This window comes from Mesorhizobium sp. LCM 4576 (genome assembly GCF_001854815.1).
Taxonomy (GTDB): domain Bacteria; phylum Pseudomonadota; class Alphaproteobacteria; order Rhizobiales; family Rhizobiaceae; genus Mesorhizobium; species Mesorhizobium plurifarium.
Map to the genome: position 1 here is coordinate 256,331 of NZ_MDDT01000007.1, position 21,967 is coordinate 278,297.

The window sequence follows — 21,967 nt, forward strand, 5'->3', positions numbered from 1 at the left end:
TCACACCTTCATGTCACGGGTTTCGAGCAGCGCGCGCACCAGCGTCCGCTTGCCGAGCTCGATCTTGAATGCGTTGTGCTGGTGCGGCTGGGCCTCGGCGAAGGCGGCGTCCGCCGCCGCTCCCGCCGATGCCTCGTCGAGCTTCTTTCCTTGCAGGGCGTCCTCGGCCACGCTGGCGCGCCAAGGCACCGTCGCTACCCCGCCGAGGGCGATCCGCGCCTCGCGCACCGTCTCGCCGTCGAGGTCGAGCGCGACGGCCGCCGAAGCCAGCGCAAAGGCATAGGATTCGCGGTCACGGATCTTCAGGTAGAGCGAGCGCCGTGCCCAGGGCAGAGCCGGGACCTCGATCGCGGTGACGATCTCGTCAGCGGCGAGATCGGTCTCGATATGCGGCGTGTCGCCCGGCTGCCGATGCAGCTTGCCGAAGGGGATTTTGCGCGCGCCGCGCGAGCCCTCGGCATGAACGACGGCATCGAGCGCGATCAGCGCCTGGGCGAAGTCGCCATGATAGGTGGCGATACAGGCGTCGCTGCCTCCAAGCACCGCATGCTGCCGGTTGAAGCCGCCCATCGCGGCGCAGCCGGATCCAGGCACACGCTTGTTGCAAGCCCAGGACGTCTCGCGAAAATATTCGCAGCGCGTGCGTTGCAGGACATTGCCGGCGAGGCTTGCCATGTTGCGAATCTGGCCGCTTGCCGCCAAACGCAAACTGTCGGCAATGACCGGATAGCGCTCCTTGACCTCACGGTGATCCGCAGCTTCGCCCATCCRCACCAGGGCACCGAAGCGGATGCCGTCTTCCGTCACCCGGATCTGCCTGAGCTTTTGCTCCTCGAGCCGGTTGAGATCGAGCAGGCGGTTCGGCTCAGCGACCCCTAATTTCATATAATCGGCGAGATTGGTGCCGCCCGCGATGAACTGCGCATTGGCCCGCGTCGGCTGATCGTCACGGGTCGTGAAGTTGGACGCCAGCGCGACCGCTGCGGAGATGTCCGTCGGCTGTTCATAAATGAAAGGTCGCATCTCATGCCCCTCTCGTCTCGCCGCGTGCCTGCAGAATGGCGGCGACAATGTTGGGATAAGCGGCGCAGCGGCAGATATTGCCGCTCATATAGTCGCGGATGTCATTCTCGGAATCGGCGTGACCTTCATTGACGCAGCCGATCGCCGATACGATCTGGCCCGGCGTGCAGTAGCCGCACTGGAAGGCATCGTGATCGATGAAGGCCTGCTGCATGGGATGCAATTTGCCATCTGTCGAGGCGAGGCCTTCGATCGTCGTCACATCCTTGCCGTCGTTCATCACCGCGAAGCTCAGGCAAGAGAGAACGCGCTTGCCGTCGACCAGCACCGTGCACGCGCCGCACTGGCCGTGATCACAACCCTTCTTGGTGCCGGTGAGCCCGATATGGTCGCGCAAAGCGTCGAGCAGGCTGGTTCTGGTATCAAGCGAAAGCTCATAGGCCTGCTTGTTGATCCTGAGCGACGTCACGACAGGCTGCCTCAGTGTCGGCTGGGTTGCGGTCGGCGCTTCGGCCCGTGCGGTCGAAGTCAGCAATGGCGCGRCCGCGGCCGCCGAGACCGTGCCCGCCATGAACTTTCTTCGGCTGAGACCATTGGTGGACAGGGCTGAAGGCTGGGACATGGCTCGCTCCTGGCTGGCTGGTGTTGTGCGCTAACCTTTCAATGGTGCCATTGTTCCGACGGTGAGCGCAAAACCGCGACGCTTCACCGAAGTGTGAGGCTTCCGGCCCGAACTGGAATGCCGCGAGGTTTCACCCCCTGGCTGGAACATGCGGCGTGGCCGGGCGTTCTGTCCCATTCCATCTCTCCGTCTGCAGGGCATCATGAAATCGAAACTCGTCGCCGAGACCTCCGGACAAAGAATATTCGTGGTCGTGCTCGATCCGGGCGAGGAAGCCTTCGCRTCCCTTACCGCTTTCGCCGGTCAGAAGGGACTTACCGGCGCCTCGTTGACGGCGATCGGCGCGTTCGAGAGAGCGACGGTCGGTTGGTTTGACTTCGGCTCGAAATCGTACCGGAAAATTCCCGTGGACRCGCAGTGTGAGGTGCTGAGCGCCATCGGCGACGTCGCCGTCGACGACAGCGGCAAACCAAGCCTGCATCTCCATGCCGTGCTCGGACTGAGCGATGGGTCGACCCGAGGTGGGCATCTGCTCGAAGGCATCGTCCAGCCGACGCTCGAAATCACCGTGACGGAGGCGCCCGTCCATTTGCGGCGCACGAAACGACCCGAACTCGGCATCGCCCTGATCGATCTCGACGCCTGAGCCGAGCCTCAATTCCAGGCCGAAAGAACGGTCTCCATTTCGACCGTCTCCACCTGCTGGGCAAAGCGTTGATGATAGACGGTCATCAGCGCATCGTGCGTCRCATCGGAAGAGCTGCAAAGCGCGTCGGTGACCAGCACGACGCGGTAGCCGATGTCGATCGCTCCCAGGACGGTGGCAAGCACGCACACATCGGTCTCTCCGCCGGTGACGATCAGCGTATCGATCTGGCGAGCGGCAAGCACGGCCTGCAGCCTGCCTTCCGGCCAAGGCGAATAGACATGCTTGTCGATCACCTCCGCCGGCGGACAAAATGGCGACAGCTGCGGCAGCAATTCGATCATACCCGGACCGACATTCTCGATCGTCATCGATGCCCAGCGCTCGTAGTAGCGCTTCCAGGTGCCGGCGCCCTGCCCCGGCCTCGACGCCGGTATGAAGCGCGTGAAGATCGTCTGCCCGGCCCTTCTCTCCACGAGACTCACAATTCTCGGAAGGACCCTCGTAGTCCAGGGCGTCGCCCATTCCGATGGCTCGGCAAACAGCCTCTGCATGTCGACACAAAGGTGGGCGCAGCGGTCGCCGAGAGGACCGTAGATCAATCCAGGGGCTGACATTGCAATGCCGTAAAGACTGCTTCCCCGACCTGCGGGGCCGGGGAAGATCGGGACGGTTTGGAACGGGCGACGTGGTATTTCAGGTACAAGCCTAGATCCTCGCACAGCTGGACCAACGCGTTGCTTCGACAGCTGTTCCGTCGAAACACAACTGCCGCCGATGCGTTCAAGATGGATGGAAACATCCGCGACCGCCGCCCAAGCCGCTGCCGTCGAACGAACGGGAGGATGCCTCTGCGGCAGGATCCGTTACCGCGTCACCGGCGACCCACGCGTTCACTATTGCCATTGCGACATGTGCCGCCGAGCCACCGGCAGCGCCTTTGCGGTTCTCGCCTGGGTGCCTTGCGCAAGCCTCTCCTGGCTTGATGAAGAGCCAGCCAGCCGCCGGTCCTCGCCCATCGCCAGGCGAGGCTTCTGTCGGGACTGCGGTTCTCCGCTGACCCTTTCCTACGATGCCGCCCGGGACGAGATCGCGCTGCACATCGGAAGCTTCGACGATCCGGCGGAGCTTCCGCCCCAATACAATTATGGATCATCGCAGCGCCTTGGCTGGGTCTGCTGCGGCCTCGACCTGCCCCATCACGATACGGAAGAGCGATGGTAGCGGCTTCGACCAAAGGATTTCCGCTGCCTCCCGGCACACCACCGATGGAAGCGCATACCGCCGACGCGCTGCCGGAGGAGAAAGACGCCTGGCAGTACGAGCCAAAATGGGATGGATTTCGATGCCTTGCCTTCAAAGGCAGCGAGGCGGTCGAACTGCGGGCGAAATCCGGCAAGCCTCTCGGCCGCTATTTTCCGGAGCTGGAGGCAATGTTGCGCGGCCTGGATGCAAAGGATTTCGTCGTCGACGGCGAGATCGTCATCGAGATCGGCGGCCGCGCCTCCTTCGACGCGCTGCAGATGCGGCTGCACCCGGCAGAGAGCCGTATCCGCAAGTTGAGCGTGGAGACGCCGGCACGGCTGATCCTGTTCGACGTCCTGGTCGCCCCAGGCGGCAAGATCATGCTCGAACGACCCTTGCACGCCCGGCGCGACGCTTTGGAAGCCTTTATGTCCAAGGCACCGAATACCGCGCTCCGCCTGTYGCCATCCACCACTAAGATCGCCACCGCCAGGCAATGGCTGCAAGGTGCCGGCCATGGCTCAACCGACGGTGTYGTCGCCAAAAGGCTCGACGAACCCTATCAGCCCGGCGAGCGCGCCATGATCAAAGTCAAACGGCTGCGCACCGCCGACTGCGTTGTGGGCGGCTTCCGCTATCTGAACGCCAGGCGGCAGGTCGGGTCGCTGCTGCTCGGCCTCTACAACGACAATGGGAAGCTCGATCATGTCGGCTTCACCTCGACCATCGCCAATGACGAGCGCGCGGCGCTCACGGAGCGGCTCGAAGAGTTGCGCGGCGGCCCGGGTTTCACCGGCAAGGCGCCGGGCGGGCCGAGCCGCTGGAGCACGGAGCGCAGCGGAGACTGGGAACCGGTGAAGCCGGAACTGGTCGTCGAGGTTCGTTTCGACCATGTCACGAGCGAGCGTTTCAGGCACGGCACAAGACTCTTGCGCTGGCGGCCTGATAAAGCGCCGCGCCAATGCACGTTCGAGCAGATCGCGTAGCTGCGCCCTTGCCGGAACAATCGGCCGCCAGGGCGGTTCCTGAGGAAACAGTCAGCCAGCATTGGAGGACGAYATGGACCCCCGTAACAAGCAACGATCCGAACGGCAGGACGAAGTCGAAGCGCCGACCATCGAACAGCAGGACTGGGATTCCTTCGAGGGCAACAAAGTGCTCCCTGACAGCGTGGTCACCGAGAATGGCCCCGATCAGCGCGAGACCGAGGGAGCCTTGCCTGACGAGGATGATGACAATCCCGATCAGGAGAGCGATGAGGCTCTGCCGGACGACGAGGAGGAACGCGTGCTGTCGCGAGATCCTTCCAAGGAAGGCAGCCGCTTCGACGAGGTCTAAAGTTCAGATTTCGATCAATGCGTAAGGCCGGCCCGTCGGCTTCGTGATGTGCATGGCGACGTTGTAGACTTTGGCGCCGCCGGGGGTTTGCCCTTCGTAGCTGCCGCGATGCGCATGGCCATGCACCACGGCGCTCACCTTGAAGCGGTCGATCGTTTCCGCAAGCCGGGATGATCCGAGGAACGGAARGATTTCCGGCGGCTCGCCGGCGACGGTCTCCACGATTGGCGCATAGTGAAGGACCACCAGCGTGCGCTTGGCGCGGACTTGCCGCATGGCGTTCTCCAGCCGCATCGCTTCATTGACGCTCTCGGCCACCATGGTCTTGATTGCCGGCTCGCCGAAGGAGCCAAGCATCCTTGGCCCGAAGCCGCCGATAAAACCCTTGACGCCGACAAAGCCGACATCCATCAGTTCCGTCGCCTGACCATCGAGGAGGTAGACGCCGGCCTGACGGAGCGTGGCCGCGATCTGGTCGACGCAGCCGGATTCGTAGTCGTGATTGCCGAGCACTGCGACGACGGGGATCGAGCAGGCGCGCAGGTCCTCGGAGAGAAGCTCGGCCTCTTTGGGCTTGCCGAGATTAGTGAGATCGCCGGTAAGCACGAGGATGTCGGCTTCGCGCGAAACCTCGCCGAACAGATCTCGGTAGGACGTCTGCGAATCTTCCTGAACATGCAGATCGCCTACGGCGGCGATTTTGACCTTGCCGTTGYCATTCGCTTTGCGGTCTGCCTTGCTTGGTTCAGCCATCGCGGAGTTCTCCAACACCGCCGACGCCCGCAAAGCCCCATTCCTTGACGTCGATCTCATAATCGATCTGCGACAGCAGCCGGCCACGGCAGATCTTCATTCTGGGCGACGGCAGCCGCCGCTGCGTGGCCAGCCGCTTGAGCAGATCGTCGAGCAGCCAGTCGGGAACGAGGTCGCGCTCGCTCGGATAGATCCAGCGGAAGTTGAGCAACTGCATCAAAAGCACCTCCCAGTGGACATCGAGATAGGAAAGCAGCCTGTGCCAGTCGATCTGGTCATGCGCCTTGAGGATGGTGTGGGCGATGTCGGCGCCGTCGTGACGGCCCCTGTCCTGGATGAAGCATTTCGACCAGATGAGCTCCGTCGGTCCGATGATCCGGACACGGCTGCCGAGCAGCTCGACCTGCCGGGCATGCTCCAGCCACTGGTCCTCGACCTGCATGGTGCCGTTGGCTGATGCAAAGATCACATCGAAGAAATGCGGGCCTTCGAAGACCTTTCCCAGCCAGCGATCGTCTTCGATCTCGACGGCATAACCGATATCCTTGAAATGGGCGAGGATGCGCGGGCAATCGCCAGCCTTGCAGAAGATATCGAGATCCTTGGTCTGGCGTACGACGCCGGTATAGGCGCTTACCGCATAGGTGCCGGCAACCAGGAAGGGAATGTCGGTGGCGGCGAGTTCGCGGATCGCGTTCGTGTAGAAGGCCTCCGCCTCGRCGCTCTTCAGCGTCGGCTCCGCCTTTGCGTCGATCACCGGCAGCGTCGCAAGCACTCCCGGCAACTCGTCATTGGTCATCAACCGTTRCTCCGGTTTTTGATCTTCATCCATACGTTCCGGTAAACAGCGGTGATCCGGCGTTGTTCCGCGCTCGACGTCACGCTTCATGACGAGCGTCGCCGGGACAGAGGCGCTAGTCCCCTTCCTCTTGATAGAGGCGTTCGACCGCCCGGTCGCTCTCGCGCCGCTCCGCCGGTCCTCGGCGGCGGCGTGTAACGAGGACGTAGATGATCGCAAGCAGGAGGATGAGGGGACCGCCCGCGACGACGATGAGCCACAAATCGGTGCCGGACATTGCTCCTCCCTTCCCGGGTCGAAGGTGCCGCTCCAGCAACGAAGATGTTGCCGGTTCCCACGCTAACCGGTGAAGGGCTCGAATGTTCCGTCCGGCGCGGCAAACAATCCGCGGGCCGCTGCCCGCCGCTACCGCCTATTGCCGGCATCCATCGGCATCGTCCGCCAGCGCCGACTTGGCGTTTGGCCAAGAGGCAACGGGACATTGGCCCAAGAGTCCACGGCTGTGGCTGAAGATATCCGTGCCCGGTTCAACCGGCTTTTGATGGTGCCGATAGCGCAGCCGCAGATGCTCGCTGTCTCCTCATAACTTACGCCGAGGATGGCTATCAGCACCAAGACCTCCCGCTGCTGGGGAGGCAGTTTGCCGATAGCGGCATGAACCTCCTGGCTGCGAAGATGCCATTCCTGGTCACCATAGGTGATTGAACGGGCCGATGCGCAATCATTCACTCCCGGCGCCTCGCGCGTATAGACCTTGTGCTTCGTATAGAAGGTATTGCGCATGATCGTGAACAGCCATGACTTGATCCGGGTGCCRGGTTCGAATTGATCGATATGCGCTATCCCCTTGAGCAGGGTTTCTGCACAAGATCGTCGGCGTCAGTCTTAAGCGCAACGTATTGATATACAATAATTTGGTGGGCCCGGAGGGTCGTCGTTTTCTACAGGAAGTCAATACGTTAGCGGCTGGTTCGCCAACCCGTTTCCTTCGTATTCTCTCGTATGGTCTGGCGAACCCAAACACGACGAAAGAGATTAGACGATCGGAAACTATCGATGATTCCCACTCAAATCAGACGGCGCCATGGGATTCATGCGCTCGAGCGTCCGGTCTTTCAGAACGAATTGATGCCAAAGCGCGATCAGAGCATGCAGGCCGGCGAGCCAAAGGATCAGCGTTCCGGCGGTTTCGTGCAAGTCGGCAATCTCTCCTGGCGCGCCCTGCACTGCCGCCGTCAGGCTCGGCAGACCGACACCAAGAAAGGAGACTGRCACGCCGAGCCGAGAGGCGGCGTACCAACCGCTTAGCGGCAGCGCGATGAGAAGAACGTAAAGCAGAGTGTGTCCGGCACGCGCTGCGAGGTCGAGCCATGGATTCTGCGGATCTTCGATCCGGGGCGCGGYGCCCAGCCGTCGGGCCAGTAGACGAGGAATGACCAACAGCAACACGGCAAGCCCTACTGTAAAGTGAACGTAGGAGGGATCGGTCCGCGCGTGTCGGCCCCCTACGGCCGTGAACCACGCGACCACCACGAGCACCACCGTCAGCCAATGAATTGCGATCGTGATCTGCGAATAGCGATGCATCAGAGGTGCCTTTGAGGTCGTTTGGCGCTCTCACAATCGCACAAGCGCCGATATGTTCCAGATAGCTCCTCCACCGGCGCCGAGACGACATATGGGCCACTTGGACAGCGAAACATAAGAATTGGCATTCGCCTCTCGCTGGATAARGCTTCAACGAGCCATGATGATCGGCAGCCTCGGGTCCTCGATCATCGATCTGGTGACGCCGCCGAAAATCCTCTCGCGCAGCCGGGAATGGCCGTAGGCCCCCATGACCATGAGTTCGGCGCCAGTGTCGACGGCATGTTGGCGCAGAACATCGGCGATCGAGTAATTTGAACTCGGCAGTCGGTCTACAGCCACCTTCACGCCATGACGGGAAAGATAAGTAGCCACGTCCGCGCCGGGCTCCGCGCCGTGATGCCGTTCGTCCTCGATCGGGTCGACCATGACGATCCGCACCTCATCGGCGCCCGAAAGGAGGTCGAGCGACTCCCGCAAGGCGCGCGACGCTTCCAGGCTGGCGTCCCATGCGACCAGAACGCGTTTCGGCTTCAACGTCGCAGTTGCCCCATCGGGGACAAGCAGGAGTGGCTTCCCAGACGAAAATAGCGCGCCTTCGATGACTTTCTCCTTGAGCGTTTGGCTCGTCAGCAAGTCTGGCCCAAGCACAGTTAGATCGGCGTAGCGCGCGCGCCGGCCAATGACCTCATCCGCCCAGGCATGGTCCGGGTAGTCATCGCTCAGGTCCGTCGATACCGGGCTCGCCGACAGCATTTTGGAGACGGCCGAATTCCGCTTCTGCAGCATTACCATCTCGGCTTCCCGCTCCGCGAGCCAAGCCGGCGAAACCACCTCGGCATATGCTCCGCCAGAAGGAGGCGCCGCGATGACCAGAACAAGCACCGAGAGATGGGCATTGATTTCTTCGCACAGGCCCGTGGCAAGCCTCAGATCATCATCTCCCTGATCGGCCCCTGTAACCGTGAGCAATGTCTTGAATGGCATGGCGGCTTCTCCTTGTTCGGGAAAGTTCACAGAGGAGCAGCCATAGCCAGGTGGTCGGAAACCGTCCTTGCGCTGAATCAAACCGATCCGCTCTCGAGATTGATCCCAGTCAACGCCATGCGCGCGACAAGCCTTAGCCTGTCCCCATGGCTGGAGGCGGATCAAATGAGATTCGGAACGACGATAGGTTTCTTGGTGCTGACGCTGAGTGCCGCGGCGGCACAGCAGATGAGCAATGGAGAGCAGGAATATCTGAATTCCTGCGCCGTCTGCCACGGTGTGGACGGCAGGGGTGACGGACCAATGGCTGACGTATTGCGCAAGCGCCCCGCGAACTTGACCACGCTTGCGAAGCGCAATGGCGGGGAGTTTCCGTACTGGCGGGTCTACGCGACAATCGACGGCCGCGGCCTCGTGCCCGAGCATGGCGAGCGCGACATGCCGATCTGGGGCAATCAGTTCCTGCCTGACGACGTGAAGAAATACGGGCCCTATGGCGGAGAGGCCGTCACCACGGAACGCATTCAAAACCTCGCCGGTTACGTCAAGACGCTCCAACGCTAGAGGGGCTCATAGGGCTTCAACCGGCAAGACCGAGGGACAATGCAATCAAGGTCGAGGACGCACTTTATGATCACTGAGAACCAAGACATCGTGGTCGACATGCTGAAGGACCCCGCCACCTATGGTGAGGCTGGTCCCGTCGAGGCGATCGAAACCCACATTTCGCGGATCTTCCTTGTTGGCCAACGCGCATTCAAGATGAAGCGCGCAGTCAAGCTGCCCTATGTCGATTTCTCAACGCCGGAGTTGCGGGTCGCCGCGTGCGAAAAGGAAGTGGAGTTGAACTCCAGAACGGCGCCCGGTCTCTATCTCGATGTCCACCGCATCACACGBGCGGGAGACAGGCTTGCATTGGATGGATCGGGCGAACTGGTTGACGCCGTTATCGAGATGGTTCGCTTCGATCAGTCGAACCTCCTCGATCGGATGGCCGCCGCGGGAGCGTTGACCCCCGCCCTGATGACGGGCGTGGCGCGCATGATTGCGCAATACCACCGCGGCGCCGACGTGATCCATGCCGGCGGCGGATCGGCGAACATCGGCGGGGTGCTTGAAATCAACTCGGCCGGATTTGCGACAAGCCACGTCTTCGACGGAAAGGAGATTGAAACGCTCGACGCAACATTTCGCGCCGCCCTCGCCCGCCATGCCGGCCTGCTTGACCGGCGCGAGGCGGCGGGCCGGGTCCGCCGCTGCCATGGCGACCTGCATCTGCGCAACATCTGCGTCTTCGATGGCGAGCCTCGCCTTTTCGATTGCATCGAGTTCAACGATCAGATCGCCACCGTCGATGTCCTTTACGATCTCGCATTCCTGCTGATGGACCTGTGGCATCGCGGTCTTCCTGAGTTCGCCAATCTTGTGATGAATCGCTATCTCGACGACGCCGACGACGAGGACGGCTTCATCCTGCTGCCTTTCTTCATGGCGGTACGCGCGGCGGTGCGCGCTCACGTGACCGCGACCCAGGTCGAGGAGGGCAGCCGCGACTCGACAAAGCTGATAGCTGAAGCGCGCGCCTATTTCCGACTCGCGCAGGCTTTGCTCGTCGAAACGCCACCTCGACTCGTCGCGATCGGCGGTCTGAGCGGCTCGGGCAAGACGACGGTCGCCGAAGCGATCGCTGCCCAAATCGGCGCGCCACCCGGTGCGCGGATTGTCGAAAGCGATCGCATCCGTAAGGCCATGCATGGCGTACCTGCCGAGACCAAGCTGCCCGACAAGGCCTACCGGCCCGGCGTGTCGGAACGCGTGTATCGCCAGATCGCCTGGCGTTCGGAGCTGATCCTTGCCGAAGGCGGTTCTGTCGTCGCCGACGCTGTATTCGACAGGTCGGAGGATCGCGACAGGATCGAGCGCGCCGCGAGCGAGGCAGACGTTCCTTTTGCCGGATTTTGGCTGGCGGCAGATCCGTCTGTGCTTTGGCGTCGTGTCAGCGAGCGCAGGGGCGGCCCGTCGGATGCCACGGTCGACATCCTGTCACGGCAGTTGCAGCGTGACGCCGGTGCATCGACCTGGCGCAAGATCGAGGCGGACCGCAAGGTGGGCGAAATCACGGCCGAGATGGTGCCCTTGATTGAAGGCAAGACTTCAACTGCACAGAGYTTCAGACAGACAGGATGATAGACACTGCCGCCGCTTAGCTGACCTCCAGCCTCGCTACAGACAAGCCCGGCTCGCTGGCATGGTGCGCAACCGAAAAGCCGAACTCCCGGCACATTGTGAGCATCTTGCTATTTTCATTGAGGATCATGCCTTCGATACGACCGATGCCGTCAGCCTTCGCATAGTCGATGAGCTGGTTCAGCAGGTCCCATCCGAGACCATGGCCCTGCAGGTCCGACCGGACGAGCAAGGCATATTCGCCTGTCCGGTGATCGGGGTCGCAGGAAAGCCGACCGATTCCGGCCAGCRCTCCGGTGTCCTTTTCCAGCGCGACGAAGGCGATGTCGCGATCGTAATCCAGCTGGGTGAGYCGCTTCAGCATTTGATCCGGAAAGTTCTTCCGCAGTGACAGGAATCGCAGCCGCAGATCATCGGGTGAAATCTTGGCCAGGAACGCAGGATAGAGCGCTACGTCCGCCGGCATGATCGGCCGGATGTGGAAGGAGAGACTATCCGAGACAAAATCCCGGTCCCATCCCGACGGATAGGGTCTTATCGCAAGAGCCGGGTTTGGCGCCGGATCGTCCACCCGTCGCGGGTCGATTTCGATGCGGGCGTCGAGCGCAATCACACCCTCGGCGTCCGCCAGCAGCGGGTTGATGTCGAGGGACACCAGGCAGGGAAAGTCGACGATCATTTGCGACAGGCCGTTGAGCGCGGCGATGATCGCGGCTCGATCGGCGGGCTTGTGATCGCGATAGCCGGCAAGCAGGCGACCTATCCTGGTCGCGTCGATCGCATCCGCGGCCAGCACGTCGTCAAGCGGCGGCAGGGCGATCGCGGTGTCGTTCACGACCTCGACCGCTGTGCCGCCGGCGCCGAACAGAATGACGGGCCCGAACATAGGGTCCACGCTCATGCCCAAAATGAGTTCCTGCGCATCCTCGCGCGCGACCATTGTTTGCACGGTATAGCCGTCCGGCTTCGATCCCGCCGCCTGCGCGCGCAAGCGTGTCTCGATCGACCGCGCGGCCTCCGCGGCCTTCTCGGCGGTCGCAATGTCAAGAACCACGCCGCCGACGTCCGACTTGTGTGAGACCACCTTCGACAGCAATTTGACGACCACTCTTTCCGAGCTTTCGAGAAGCTCGCCGGCCGCCCGCGCCACTTCCGCGACCGAGCCGGCGACAATGGTTCTCGGCACGGCGATGCCGTAGGCGGAGATCGCCGCCTTTGCTTCCGGCTCCGTCAGCATGCGCCGCCCTTCGCTGGCCACCTGCCGGAAAATCGCATGCGCCGCGGCCTTGCCGTGGACCTGGTCATCACCTTGGCTTGAGGGCGTGCGCAGGAGCGCCCGCTGGGCCTGCGACCATTCGCTGAGATAGGACGCTGCGATCGCCGCGTCCTCGGGCGTTTCGAAGCTGGCGATGCCGGCCTCCGTCAGGACGCGCCGGCCCTCTCGCGCGGTATGCTCGCCGAGCCAGCACGCGAGAAGCGGCTTTCCACCGATCTCGCCTTCGTCGCCAAGCTCGGCCACCTTCCTGGCCGCGTTTGCCGAAGAACCAAGCCCGGTGGGGCAGTTCATCACCAGGATGACGTCCGTCCCCGGATCCGCCGCCAAGGCTTCGAGCGCCGCCCCGTAGCGCTCCGGGGCCGCGTCTCCGACGATGTCGATCGGGTTCGCATGCGACCAGGTCGGCGGGAGCACATGGTCGAGTCGCGTGATCGTCGACGGCGCAAGTTCAGCCAACTCGCCACCACGATCGACGAGCTTGTCGACGGCAAGAACGCCGGCGCCGCCGCCATTGGTGACGATGCCGACGCGCGCCCGCTCGAGCGGAGCGTGGCGCGCGACCGTCTCCGCCGCATCGAGCAACTCGGCCAGATCATCCACACGCAGCACCCCTGCCCTCCGCAAGGCGGCGTCCACCACCCTGTCCGCGCCCGAAAGCGCGCCTGTGTGTGTCGCCGCCGCCCTGGCCGCCTGTTCGTGCCGGCCAGGCTTGATTGCGATGACCGGCTTGAGCCGCGCCGCCGCCCGCGCGGCCGACATGAACTTGCGCGGATTGGGTATCGTTTCGAGATACATCACGATGGCTCGCGTGTGGAAATCACCCGCCAGCATGTCGAGGCAGTCACCGACGTCGACGTCCGCCATGTCGCCAAGCGAGATGATCCGGGAAAAGCCGACATTGTTCTCGGCTGCCCAATCAATCAGCGATGTAGCGATTGCGCCTGACTGCGAGATCAACGCGATGTTCCCCGGTCGGGCCGCCATGTGGGCAAAACTTGCGTTGAGCTTCGCGGGAGGAACCATCAACCCGACCGTGTTCGGCCCGATGATGCGCATGAGCGACGGCTCAGCGGCATCGAGCATTGCCTGGCGCAGACCGTTTCCGTGATTGAGCCCCGCGGTGATGACGACGGCTACTCGCGTTCCTTTCTCACCCAGCTCGCGCACGATACCGGGGACGGCGTTGGGAGGGGTAACGATCACGGCCAGATCGGGAATGCCCGGCAGGTCGGCAACCCTGCCGTAGCAGCGGTGGCCGGCCACCTGCGAGTGTTTGGGATTAACCGGCCAAATCTCTCCCTCGAAACCGCCGACGACGATGTTGTCGAAGACGACACGACCGACCGAACCAGCGCGTTCAGTCGCGCCGACGACGGCGACGGATTTCGGTGAGACTGCGTACTCAAGATTTCGGATCGTCATTCCGGAAAACTCCTCGCCGCCACATTCACTGAAGGCGATGAACATTCATTGCGCTGGATCAAAGCGTCACCGGCACCCCAAGGCTAGCTAAAGCGACGCTGCGGCCAGGCTGCTCTGCGGGCGAAGACCGTCCGTCGAAGGAGAATCCCGATGAGTTACTATTTCAGCAAAAACCTCGACATGCCATTTGACGCGGCGATCGAACATGTCACCAAAAAGCTTGCCGGCAAGGGCTTCGRCATCCTGACGCGGATCGATGTCCAGCACACGATGAAGGTCAGGCTGGGCGTCGACTTCAAGCCTTACATGATCCTCGGCGCCTGCAATCCGCATTTCGCATGGCGCGCGCTGCAGGCCGAGGACAAGATCGGCGCGATGCTGCCCTGCAACGTGATTGTAACCGAGATCTCGCCAGGCAAAGTCGAGATTGCCGCGGTCGATCCGGCAGCGGCGATGGGGGCCATCGAAAATCCAGCGCTTGCCGCAACAGCAAAGGATGTCCGGTTGTTGCTGCAGGAACTGATCAACGAACTTTGACGGCCGACGCCATGGACGAGTCCGCATTACGGCGCGCGCTGCTGCTCATAGCCACAACGGGTCTGGCACTTGGGTTGGGCGTGTGGCGGAGCGGTGCTGGCCCGCTCTCGCCCGACACAATCTGGGCAGCGGCAACCCTGCCGGTCGTTATCACCCTCGCCATCTCCATCTTTCGCGATTTCTGGATCGGCCGGATCGGTGTCGACGCGATCGCGCTGGTTTCGATGTCGGCGGCCCTGTTGCTGGGGCAAGCACTGGCGGCGGTGGTTGTCGCCATCATGTATGCCGGCGGCACGGTGCTGGAAGACTTTGCGCGCGGCAGGGCGGAACGCAATCTCAGAGCGCTGACCGACAGGGCGCCGCGAGTGGCGCATTTGRAATCGGCACTCGGCACGGAAACCGTTCCGATTGATCGCGTCGCGGTCGGCGACGAGCTTCTGGTGCGCGCCGGCGAGTTGCTGCCGGTCGACGGAATCCTGCTCGACGCTTCGGCCTTATTGGATGAATCGGCCGTCACCGGCGAGCCCCTGCCGGAGCGTCGCGGCGCCGGCGACACATTGCGCAGCGGCACAGTCAATGCCGGCGAAGCCTTTGTCATGCGGGCCTCGGCCATCGCCGATAATAGCACTTACGCCGCGATCGTGCGCATGGTCGCGGCCGCGCAAACGGCCAAGGCGCCGTTCATACGCATGGCTGATCGCTTCGCGCTGCTCTTGCTTCCGGTCACGCTGCTGCTCGCCGGCATCGCCTGGCAGCTTTCGGGTGACCCGATCCGCGGCCTTGCGGTGCTGGTGGTCGCCACGCCCTGTCCGCTGATCCTCGCAGCGCCGGTTGCATTCATCGGGGGCGTGTCGCGCGCTGCCCACGCCGGCATTCTTATGAAAGGCAGCGCAGCGCTCGAGGCGCTCGCCCAGATACGCACCGCAATCTTCGACAAGACCGGAACTTTGACGCTCGGCGGCGCCGAACTGATCGAGATCGACGTCGCTCCGGACCAGCAAGCCGATGAACTGCTGCGGCTGCTGGCCTCGCTGGAACAGGCCTCCCACCATGTCCTCGCGGATTCGATCGTCCGCACCGCCCGCCATGGAAAGCTGACGCTTTCCCAACCCTGTGATGTCCGCGAGCATCGTGGAGAAGGCCTCAAGGGTCTGGTGGACGGGATGTCGGTCGCTGCGGGGTCGCGGTCACTCGTTCTTGGGGGCGAGCCGCTGCCAGGATGGGCTGAAAGTGGAGACAAACGGCACCGGAGCGCGCAAGTGCTGAGGGTGTTCATCGCCTTGGACGGTCGACTTGCCGGTATCTTCACATTCGGAGACGCCATCCGCGAGGATGCTGTCGAAACGATTGGCGCCTTGCGTTCGGCAGGCGTCACGCGGATCGTGATGCTGACCGGCGACGATGGCGCGGCCGCCGAAAAGATATCCGCATCGCTCAAACTCGACGCCATGTTTGCCGATGCCACGCCGGCCGACAAGGTCGGAACGGTCGAGACCGAGAAGGCGACGGCGCCGACGATGATGGTCGGCGACGGCATCAACGATGCTCCCGCGCTGGCCGCGGCGACCGTTGGCATCGCGCTGGGAGCTCGCGGCGGCACGGCCTCCTCGGAGGCCGCCGATGTTGTTGTGCTGACCGATAGCCTGCAGCCAGTCGCGGAAGCACTGTGGGTCGCCAGGCGCACGCGCGGCATCGCTCTTCAGAGCATCATCGCCGGACTGGCGCTTTCTGGCGCCGCGATGATTGCGGCCGCCATGGGGCACCTGACGCCCGTGGCAGGCGCATTGCTTCAGGAGGGGATAGACGTCGCCGTCATCCTCAATGCGCTGCGTGCGCTTGGCGAGGGGCGTTTGGAACGTAGGAGACCTGAAAGGTCATGACGCAGGACAATCTGGTGGTTTGCACCAAATGTGGTGTGGTCAATCGCCTGCCGCTCAGCCGCAACAGCGCCGATGCCAAATGCGGAAAGTGTGGCGCCTTGCTGTTCTCGGGGCTTCCACAGGACATCGACGCGGCAAACTTCGATCGCCAGGTCGGGCGCGGCAGCCTCCCCGTCCTGGTTGACGTCTGGGCCCCCTGGTGCGGTCCCTGCAAGATGATGGCGCCAGCCTATGAGGCGGCCGCCAAGACCCTCGAGCCTCACATTCGGCTGGTCAAGCTGAACTCCGACAAGGAGCAGGCCGTCGCGGCGAGRCTGGCTGTTCGCGGCATCCCCACCATGATCCTTTTTCACCGCCAGCATGAGATTGCCCGTATCTCGGGCGCGATGGGCACAAGCCAAATCGTGAATTGGGTTCGCAGCCACATTCCGACCGGCGGCAACTGAGCTCCACCCAGCAACCAAGCAGCCGTTTGATCCTGGTCAAGGTGGCGCCCAGGCGCTGCGCTAGGAATTGCCTGAAAAGGAGAATGCTATGACCACTTTGCAGGATCTCACCCCGAACTTCAGGACCATCCGCCTGCTTCTGGCCCGCGAAAAGAGCCATCCGGAGGGCGACCGCGAGGAAGGTTACGACGTGCTGGCGCCGCTTACCGATGAGGGACGGTTGAATGCCGATGAATGGAAATCGCACAAGGGTTTCTGTCGTGTCCGTCRCTTCCGCACCGGCGAAGACGATCTCATCGGCCGTTTGCGCCGCAAACCCGGYGGGCAATGGTATTTTGACTATGCAGAGGGTGATCGTGACGACGAGGTTGGCTTCCATCTCGGCGACGAACGCTTTGTGACCGGAGAATACGTCTCGATCACCCGCAACGGAGCCATGCACACTTACCAGGTCGCCCGCGTGGAACGGCCCTAGCAGTCCCTCCGTGGTGGGAGCCAAATGGTGCCTCGCCGTATCCTCATTGTCATCGGCCACCCCGATCCGTCCCCGGAGYGGCTCTGCCGCGCCTTGGCCTCCGCATACGCCGACGGCGCTGAACGCGCTGGCCATATCGTGCGCAAGATCGATCTGGCCTCGTTGGACATTCCGTTCCTTCGGACGATGCAGGAGTTCGAGCACGGAGCGATCCCCGACAGTCTCAAGGAAGYCGCCGAGGCGGTCGTTTGGGCGGAGCATTTCATCTTTGTCTTTCCGCTTTGGCTGGGCACTGTGCCGGCTCTGCTCAAAGCATTCATCGAGCAGGTGATGCGACCGGGAACGGCGTTCGCCTATCCCGCCAAGGGCGAAGGTTTCGCCAAAGCCCTGCTGTGCGGCCGCTCAGCCCGGCTGGTGGTGACGATGGGCATGCCCGCAACCCTCTACCGAATCTGGTTCCTCAGCCACGGGATAGCCGGCATGCGCCGCGGCATTCTCAACTTTGTCGGCATCAGGCCGGTGAGAGAAACTTTGTTTGGCATGGTCGCAAGCGCCAGTGAGGCAAAACGGGCGAGTTGGCTCAAACAGATGCAACGGTTGGGCGAACGCGCGGTCTAAAGCATGTCTCCCGAAGTGGGAACCGGTTTCGGGATAAAGACATGCGGAAAATCAAAAACCCAAAGCGCATGGAACGAATCTGAAAGATCGCGACGCGTTTAGTCTGCCGAATGTCACGGCACCAGAACAGCGGCGCCGCTCACCCTGCCCATCCGCAAATCGTCCAGCGCCTGGTTGGCCTGCGCAAGCGGATAGACTTTTGTGTGCGTGCGCACCTGAGCGCGCTTCGCTATCGGAAAGAATTCCTCCGCGTCTCGCCGGGTAAGATTGGCGACTGACAACAACTCTCTTTCTTCCCAGAGAAGTCGGTATGGCATCGACGGGATGTCGCTCATGTGGATACCGCCGCAAACCACGCGACCACCTTTGAGTACAGCCCGCAACGCTGCCGGCACCAGGTCGCCGACCGGGGCGAAAATGATCGCCGCGTCGAGCTCGGCGGTGGGCGGTTCCTCGGACGATCCTGCCCAGACAACGCCCAACGAGCGTGCGAATTCCTGTGCCTGAGCATCGCCAGGCCGGGTGAACGCAAAAATCTCACGCCCTTGCCAGACCGCGACCTGCGTGACGATATGCGCCGCGGCGCCGAAGCCGTAGATCCCCAGCCGCTTGCCACCGCCCGCCTTCTTGAGGCAGCGCCAGCCGATCAGTCCAGCGCACAGGAGCGGCGCCAGCGACATAGGGTCCGCCGTGGCATCGAGATCGAAGGCGAAACGCTCGTCGGCAACGACATGACTGGCGAAGCCGCYGTCACGTGTGTAGCCGGTGAAAAAGGGCAGATCGCAAAGATTCTCCGCGCCGGCGACACAATAGGGGCAATGGCCGCAAGTATGTCCCAGCCAAGGGACGCCCACTCTCTGGCCGAGCCGCGACTGTGACACGCCCTCGCCAACCAGGTCCACGATACCGACGATCTCGTGGCCGGGAACAAGCGGCAACTTTGGCCGCGGCAGATCRCCATCGACGATATGCAGGTCGGTCCGGCAGACGGCGCAGGCTTCGACCCTCAGCCTTATCTCGCCCGGTCGCGGCGTAGGGTCGGAGCGATCGACGAACTTCAGAGGAGTGCCGGGCCTCTCCAGCACCATTGCCTTCATGACGCACCTCGGTCCGGAAATGGTTGGGACGGATCGTTCCGCGTTCGCAAAAATCGGGAATGCACGGCCTGATGTCGAACGGTCCTATCGCGTATGCTTGCCCTTCACCGTGTGYGACCGCTCGTGGCGGCCGAAGCCGTAGCTCGCCGCAACGTGCAGGCGCTTCCGAGCGGACAGCATTTCGAAATAAAGGCCTAGGGCGCCGAGATAGGCCAGGCCGAGTATCCCAGCCCAGATTTCGACGGTGTCGGAGGTCATGGCCACATTCCCTTGGTTGGCTGGTTCTGACCGAATAATCGCCCAGCCAATTCCTGCCGACCTTGATCGTGGTCAATTGCATAATGCGCCACACGCTCGGCGATGCATGGATCGATCGGGTGATTTCGAGCTCGGCTCTAGGTAGTTTCCCGTAGGGACATAACCGAATTTCGGCGTGGCGGGATTTGCGCGATTGCTGTTGTCACGAATTCACCGGGACCACAGCCATGTACGCTCAAGCTTCCGCCAAGATCGAACTGCCGTCTTATCTGCCAAAGCAGGATTCCTCGCCCGTCTTCGAAGGAGCGATGGTACAGCCGGTCAGCTTCTTCCCGGCAGGCGCCGAGATTTACGCCCAGGGCGAAAAGGCAGGCGCCCTCTACCAGGTCGAATTCGGCGCCGTGCGCATCTATCGCCTGCTCACCGACGGCCGCAGACAGATCAGCGCGTTCCATCTGGCGGGCGAGACATTCGGCTTCGAGGCCGACGCTACCCATCACTTCTTCGCCGAAGCGATCAATGCAACCGGGGTCCGCGTCTATCGCACTCCCTCGGGCATGGACATGTCCCGCCAGCTCCTGCCCCTCGCCCTCAAAGGCCTTACCCGGGCACAGGAACATCTCCTGGTGCTTGGCCGCCAGAACGCCATCGAGCGCGTCGCGGCATTCCTCGTCGAAATGTCGGAGCGCCAGGGCGGGTTGAGGCAGGTGGAGTTGCCGATGTCGCGCAACGACATCGGCGATTATCTCGGCCTCACGATCGAAACTGTCTCGCGGGTCTTCACCCGCCTGAAGGAGAAAGGCGTGATCCGTCTGCTCAGCCTTCGCAGCATCGAGATCCTCAAGCGGGACACGCTGCTGGCAATGGGGGAATGAAGCATTCGAGCCAGTTCCACGCACCAATCCTGAAAGGGACGACAATGACAAGCACGCTCATCACGCACACCGGATTTCGGTTCGAAGTGCGCCGTGCCCGCCCTGATGACGAGCCACTCGTCGCCGAGTTCTTCAAACATGTAACGCCGGAGGATTTGCGCTTCCGTTTCCTCGGCGCCGTGCGGGAAGTGTCGCATGAGCGCCTGGTGGCGATGACCCGTTCCGACGATCCCCACATCCATAACTTTCTCGCCTTTTCGACCGATGGAATGCTGATCGCGGTGGCGACCCTCGCCGCCGATCCGGCCGACCGGCGCGGCGAGGTCGCCCTCTGCATCCGGGAGGATCGCAAGCATCTCGGCGTCGGCTGGGAATTTCTCGGCTACATCGGGCATTACGCAGACGATCACGGCATCGAGACAGTCGAGTCGATCGAGAGCCGCGAAAACCGCGCGGCGATCGAGCTCGAGCGCGAGATGGGCTTCACTGTGACGACGGATTCTGACGATCCGACCCTTGTCAGGGTCCAGCGGAAGCTCGGCGCCAAATTGGCGAGTTAAGACCTTGCCGTTTTCGACCGCATGGGAGCCCGCTACCAGGGTCGTCGAGACCGGTGGCGAGCCGGCAAATGGCTGCACCGCTGAGGGATCGACCATCCACCTCAACTGWCAGCTCTGGCATTTGATCGACGTTCCGCCAATAGGCGAGCGGTTCAAATCCTGTCACGGCTGCGGGCCAGACTCAAGGCATCAGCCGCGCAATGCYCCACGAAAGCTCCACCCCCTAGGTGTCCACAGGTCTCACTGACTCTTCAACCAGAGCTGCCACGAGGGTGCGTGARCACGGCCAATCCGAAGAGCCGCTTTTCGAATAAAGCCACCGATACACCCGTAGCCAGTTGCTCCTTCTTTGTCCCAGCGCAACGAGCATCCAGGCAACCGGATGCAAGATGCCGATCCTTAACGCGGACAGTCGGCATGAAACGCAAACTGAAGGATGACGCGACGATGGACGGGATCATGCGCGAGACGCCGGCRGCAATTCGTGTCGTTCTCCAGCACGGAATGCTGTGCGTCGGCTGTCCGATCGCTTCCTTCCACACCGTTTCGGACGCGGCACGCGAGCATGRCCTGGACGAGGACCAGCTTCGCTGCGACCTGGAGGCGGCCATCGACGCCGGCTGAGCAGGCTAGCCCTTTGCCGAGCGGCCTTCGGCTATGACCAGGAGGCGATGGGGTTCGACCACGACCACCCTTTGTCGCCCGCTCTTGACCAGCCCCTGGTCTTCCCAGGCGGAAAGCAGCCGGCTGWCCGTATGAAGCGTGGTGCCCGTCATCTCGGCAACGTCCTGGCGTGAAATGGGGAAGTCGATCATGATGYCTTCCTCGGTCTTTTTCCCCGACTGCTTGATCAGCTTCAGCAAGRCATGCGCAACGCGCTGCTCCACCTGCTCGGTGGACATCTCGATGACGCGAGCATGAGCATCCTGCAGCCTTGTTCCCACCGCCTTGTAGGCATTGGCGCCGAAGCTTGGGTAGCHCGCCGCGAATGTGGCCCAGAGCTGGYTCGGCCAGGCAAGCGCCACGCAATCGACCGCCGCGAGGGCATTCGCCGGATAGGTCGTCCGGCCCAGAGCGCTGGCGATCCCCATCAATTCGCCCGGGCTGATGTAGCGCACGGTCACCTCATGCCCATCCGGAGTCGATTTCACCACGCGCACATGGCCGTCGAGCAGCAGGAAGAACGAATGGGCCTCCTGCTCCTGCTCGAACACCGGTTGATCCTTGGCGATACGAATGGACCTTGCCTGTCCGATTATGCGATCGAGGTCCGCCGCGGCGATCCCGTCGAAGACGGGCAGCCCGGCAATCAATGACCGATCAAGGCTTGCCAACT

The 21,967-nt window shown here is 62.6% G+C and carries 27 protein-coding genes; 14 read left to right on the forward strand and 13 right to left on the reverse strand.

The genetic code is table 11. The features are described from left to right. Together LCM4576_RS03355 and LCM4576_RS03360 are read right to left on the reverse strand one after the other, a co-directional pair. Positions 1-1,023, reverse strand: a complete 1,023-nt coding sequence (locus LCM4576_RS03355) for a xanthine dehydrogenase family protein subunit M (protein WP_071030515.1) — start codon at positions 1,021-1,023, stop codon at positions 1-3. 1 nt (position 1,024) lies between these two features. Beyond that, positions 1,025-1,645, reverse strand: a complete 621-nt coding sequence (locus LCM4576_RS03360; RefSeq protein WP_071030516.1) for a (2Fe-2S)-binding protein — start codon at positions 1,643-1,645, stop codon at positions 1,025-1,027. Positions 1,646-1,847: 202 nt separating this feature from the next. Here LCM4576_RS03360 and LCM4576_RS03365 point away from each other — a divergent pair, with 202 nt between their 5' ends. Continuing rightward, complete coding sequence (locus LCM4576_RS03365; protein WP_071030517.1) at positions 1,848-2,291, forward strand: PPC domain-containing DNA-binding protein; 444 nt, start codon at positions 1,848-1,850, stop codon at positions 2,289-2,291. An 8-nt stretch (positions 2,292-2,299) separates the two neighbouring features. Here the strand turns inward: LCM4576_RS03365 and LCM4576_RS03370 are convergent, their stop codons facing one another. Further along, entirely contained in the window at positions 2,300-2,908 is a 609-nt protein-coding gene (locus LCM4576_RS03370; RefSeq protein WP_071030518.1) for a cysteine hydrolase family protein, read from the reverse strand. Positions 2,909-3,083: 175 nt separating this feature from the next. Here LCM4576_RS03370 and LCM4576_RS03375 point away from each other — a divergent pair, with 175 nt between their 5' ends. The 3 genes from LCM4576_RS03375 (at position 3,084) to LCM4576_RS03385 (ending at position 4,874) form a co-directional block, all read left to right on the forward strand. Beyond that, the gene (locus tag LCM4576_RS03375; protein ID WP_040983628.1) at positions 3,084-3,515 is read left to right on the forward strand and encodes a GFA family protein; all 432 of its coding nucleotides are present in this window, start codon (positions 3,084-3,086) and stop codon (positions 3,513-3,515) included. Then, positions 3,509-4,522, forward strand: a complete 1,014-nt coding sequence (locus LCM4576_RS03380) for an ATP-dependent DNA ligase (RefSeq protein WP_071030519.1) — start codon at positions 3,509-3,511, stop codon at positions 4,520-4,522. The genes LCM4576_RS03375 and LCM4576_RS03380 overlap by 7 nt, the downstream gene beginning before the upstream one ends. 73 nt (positions 4,523-4,595) lie before the next feature. Further along, positions 4,596-4,874, forward strand: a complete 279-nt coding sequence (locus tag LCM4576_RS03385; protein ID WP_071030520.1) for a hypothetical protein — start codon at positions 4,596-4,598, stop codon at positions 4,872-4,874. A gap of 3 nt (positions 4,875-4,877) precedes the next feature. On the opposite strand, the gene LCM4576_RS03390 is transcribed toward LCM4576_RS03385, so the two are convergent. The 6 genes from LCM4576_RS03390 to LCM4576_RS03410 form a co-directional block, all read right to left on the reverse strand. Next, positions 4,878-5,627 carry a metallophosphoesterase gene (locus LCM4576_RS03390; RefSeq protein ID WP_071030521.1) on the reverse strand — a complete coding sequence of 250 codons (750 nt, stop codon included), beginning with the start codon at positions 5,625-5,627 and terminating at the stop codon, positions 4,878-4,880. Then, the gene (locus tag LCM4576_RS03395) at positions 5,620-6,426 is read right to left on the reverse strand and encodes a nucleotidyltransferase (RefSeq protein ID WP_071030522.1); all 807 of its coding nucleotides are present in this window, start codon (positions 6,424-6,426) and stop codon (positions 5,620-5,622) included. Before LCM4576_RS03395 ends, LCM4576_RS03390 begins: the two co-directional genes overlap by 8 nt. 115 nt (positions 6,427-6,541) lie before the next feature. After that, positions 6,542-6,703 carry a hypothetical protein gene (locus LCM4576_RS36735; RefSeq protein WP_181170376.1) on the reverse strand — a complete coding sequence of 54 codons (162 nt, stop codon included), beginning with the start codon at positions 6,701-6,703 and terminating at the stop codon, positions 6,542-6,544. Positions 6,704-6,831: 128 nt separating this feature from the next. Further along, positions 6,832-7,281, reverse strand: a complete 450-nt coding sequence (locus LCM4576_RS03400; RefSeq protein WP_320411838.1) for a sigma-70 family RNA polymerase sigma factor — start codon at positions 7,279-7,281, stop codon at positions 6,832-6,834. 195 nt (positions 7,282-7,476) lie between these two features. Continuing rightward, on the reverse strand, positions 7,477-8,013 hold the full coding sequence (locus LCM4576_RS03405) for a cytochrome b (protein ID WP_071030523.1): 537 nt from the start codon (positions 8,011-8,013) through the stop codon (positions 7,477-7,479). A gap of 150 nt (positions 8,014-8,163) precedes the next feature. Then, the gene (locus LCM4576_RS03410) at positions 8,164-9,000 is read right to left on the reverse strand and encodes a universal stress protein (protein ID WP_041006329.1); all 837 of its coding nucleotides are present in this window, start codon (positions 8,998-9,000) and stop codon (positions 8,164-8,166) included. Positions 9,001-9,165: 165 nt separating this feature from the next. Here LCM4576_RS03410 and LCM4576_RS03415 point away from each other — a divergent pair, with 165 nt between their 5' ends. Together LCM4576_RS03415 and LCM4576_RS03420 are read left to right on the forward strand one after the other, a co-directional pair. Next, positions 9,166-9,564 carry a cytochrome c gene (locus LCM4576_RS03415; RefSeq protein WP_041006156.1) on the forward strand — a complete coding sequence of 133 codons (399 nt, stop codon included), beginning with the start codon at positions 9,166-9,168 and terminating at the stop codon, positions 9,562-9,564. A 66-nt stretch (positions 9,565-9,630) separates the two neighbouring features. After that, a complete protein-coding gene (locus LCM4576_RS03420; protein WP_041005826.1) occupies positions 9,631-11,187 on the forward strand; it encodes a bifunctional aminoglycoside phosphotransferase/ATP-binding protein in 1,557 nt (518 codons plus the stop codon). Positions 11,188-11,203: 16 nt separating this feature from the next. On the opposite strand, the gene LCM4576_RS03425 is transcribed toward LCM4576_RS03420, so the two are convergent. Continuing rightward, complete coding sequence (locus LCM4576_RS03425; RefSeq protein WP_071030583.1) at positions 11,204-13,885, reverse strand: bifunctional acetate--CoA ligase family protein/GNAT family N-acetyltransferase; 2,682 nt, start codon at positions 13,883-13,885, stop codon at positions 11,204-11,206. Positions 13,886-14,035: 150 nt separating this feature from the next. On the opposite strand from LCM4576_RS03425, the gene LCM4576_RS03430 reads away from it, so the two are divergent. The 5 genes from LCM4576_RS03430 to LCM4576_RS03450 all read left to right on the forward strand — a co-directional run bounded on the left by LCM4576_RS03430 (position 14,036) and on the right by LCM4576_RS03450 (position 17,841). Continuing rightward, positions 14,036-14,422 carry a DUF302 domain-containing protein gene (locus tag LCM4576_RS03430; protein WP_071030524.1) on the forward strand — a complete coding sequence of 129 codons (387 nt, stop codon included), beginning with the start codon at positions 14,036-14,038 and terminating at the stop codon, positions 14,420-14,422. 11 nt (positions 14,423-14,433) lie between these two features. Beyond that, positions 14,434-16,302: a heavy metal translocating P-type ATPase gene (locus LCM4576_RS03435; RefSeq protein ID WP_071030525.1), complete on the forward strand. Its 1,869-nt coding sequence runs from the start codon at positions 14,434-14,436 to the stop codon at positions 16,300-16,302. Then, the gene (gene trxC, locus LCM4576_RS03440) at positions 16,299-16,748 is read left to right on the forward strand and encodes a thioredoxin TrxC (RefSeq protein ID WP_071030526.1); all 450 of its coding nucleotides are present in this window, start codon (positions 16,299-16,301) and stop codon (positions 16,746-16,748) included. The genes LCM4576_RS03435 and trxC overlap by 4 nt, the downstream gene beginning before the upstream one ends. An 88-nt stretch (positions 16,749-16,836) precedes the next feature. Beyond that, positions 16,837-17,223, forward strand: a complete 387-nt coding sequence (locus tag LCM4576_RS03445) for a hypothetical protein (protein ID WP_071030527.1) — start codon at positions 16,837-16,839, stop codon at positions 17,221-17,223. Between the two features lie 24 nt (positions 17,224-17,247). After that, positions 17,248-17,841 (forward strand): NAD(P)H-dependent oxidoreductase, encoded by a 594-nt coding sequence (locus LCM4576_RS03450; protein WP_071030528.1) that lies wholly within the window; start codon positions 17,248-17,250, stop codon positions 17,839-17,841. A 113-nt stretch (positions 17,842-17,954) separates the two neighbouring features. On the opposite strand, the gene LCM4576_RS03455 is transcribed toward LCM4576_RS03450, so the two are convergent. Then, positions 17,955-18,938 carry a zinc-dependent alcohol dehydrogenase family protein gene (locus tag LCM4576_RS03455; RefSeq protein WP_071030529.1) on the reverse strand — a complete coding sequence of 328 codons (984 nt, stop codon included), beginning with the start codon at positions 18,936-18,938 and terminating at the stop codon, positions 17,955-17,957. Between the two features lie 84 nt (positions 18,939-19,022). Further along, positions 19,023-19,196: a hypothetical protein gene (locus LCM4576_RS36455; protein ID WP_157900468.1), complete on the reverse strand. Its 174-nt coding sequence runs from the start codon at positions 19,194-19,196 to the stop codon at positions 19,023-19,025. Between the two features lie 227 nt (positions 19,197-19,423). Between LCM4576_RS36455 and LCM4576_RS03460 the strand changes: the two genes are divergently transcribed. From LCM4576_RS03460 to LCM4576_RS03470, 3 genes are all read left to right on the forward strand, one after another. Further along, positions 19,424-20,071, forward strand: a complete 648-nt coding sequence (locus tag LCM4576_RS03460) for a helix-turn-helix domain-containing protein (RefSeq protein ID WP_041006344.1) — start codon at positions 19,424-19,426, stop codon at positions 20,069-20,071. 44 nt (positions 20,072-20,115) lie between these two features. After that, positions 20,116-20,631, forward strand: a complete 516-nt coding sequence (locus tag LCM4576_RS03465; protein ID WP_071030584.1) for a GNAT family N-acetyltransferase — start codon at positions 20,116-20,118, stop codon at positions 20,629-20,631. 417 nt (positions 20,632-21,048) lie between these two features. After that, positions 21,049-21,255, forward strand: coding sequence for a DUF1858 domain-containing protein (locus LCM4576_RS03470; protein ID WP_071030530.1), 207 nt, complete (start codon positions 21,049-21,051; stop codon positions 21,253-21,255). A gap of 5 nt (positions 21,256-21,260) precedes the next feature. Here the strand turns inward: LCM4576_RS03470 and LCM4576_RS03475 are convergent, their stop codons facing one another. Continuing rightward, positions 21,261-21,965 (reverse strand): Crp/Fnr family transcriptional regulator, encoded by a 705-nt coding sequence (locus tag LCM4576_RS03475; RefSeq protein ID WP_071030531.1) that lies wholly within the window; start codon positions 21,963-21,965, stop codon positions 21,261-21,263. Positions 21,966-21,967 lie beyond the last annotated feature (2 nt).

Excerpts from the sequence above, each read along its gene's own strand:
- LCM4576_RS03375 (WP_040983628.1), top strand. The coding sequence starts at position 3,084 with ATGGAAACATCCGCGACCGCCGCCCAAGCCGCTGCCGTCGAACGAACG.
- LCM4576_RS03385 (WP_071030520.1), top strand. The coding sequence starts at position 4,596 with ATGGACCCCCGTAACAAGCAACGATCCGAACGGCAGGACGAAGTCGAA.
- LCM4576_RS36735 (WP_181170376.1), bottom strand. The coding sequence starts at position 6,703 with ATGTCCGGCACCGATTTGTGGCTCATCGTCGTCGCGGGCGGTCCCCTC.
- LCM4576_RS03410 (WP_041006329.1), bottom strand. The coding sequence starts at position 9,000 with ATGCCATTCAAGACATTGCTCACGGTTACAGGGGCCGATCAGGGAGAT.
- LCM4576_RS03415 (WP_041006156.1), top strand. The coding sequence starts at position 9,166 with ATGAGATTCGGAACGACGATAGGTTTCTTGGTGCTGACGCTGAGTGCC.
- LCM4576_RS03460 (WP_041006344.1), top strand. The coding sequence starts at position 19,424 with ATGTACGCTCAAGCTTCCGCCAAGATCGAACTGCCGTCTTATCTGCCA.
- LCM4576_RS03465 (WP_071030584.1), top strand. The coding sequence starts at position 20,116 with ATGACAAGCACGCTCATCACGCACACCGGATTTCGGTTCGAAGTGCGC.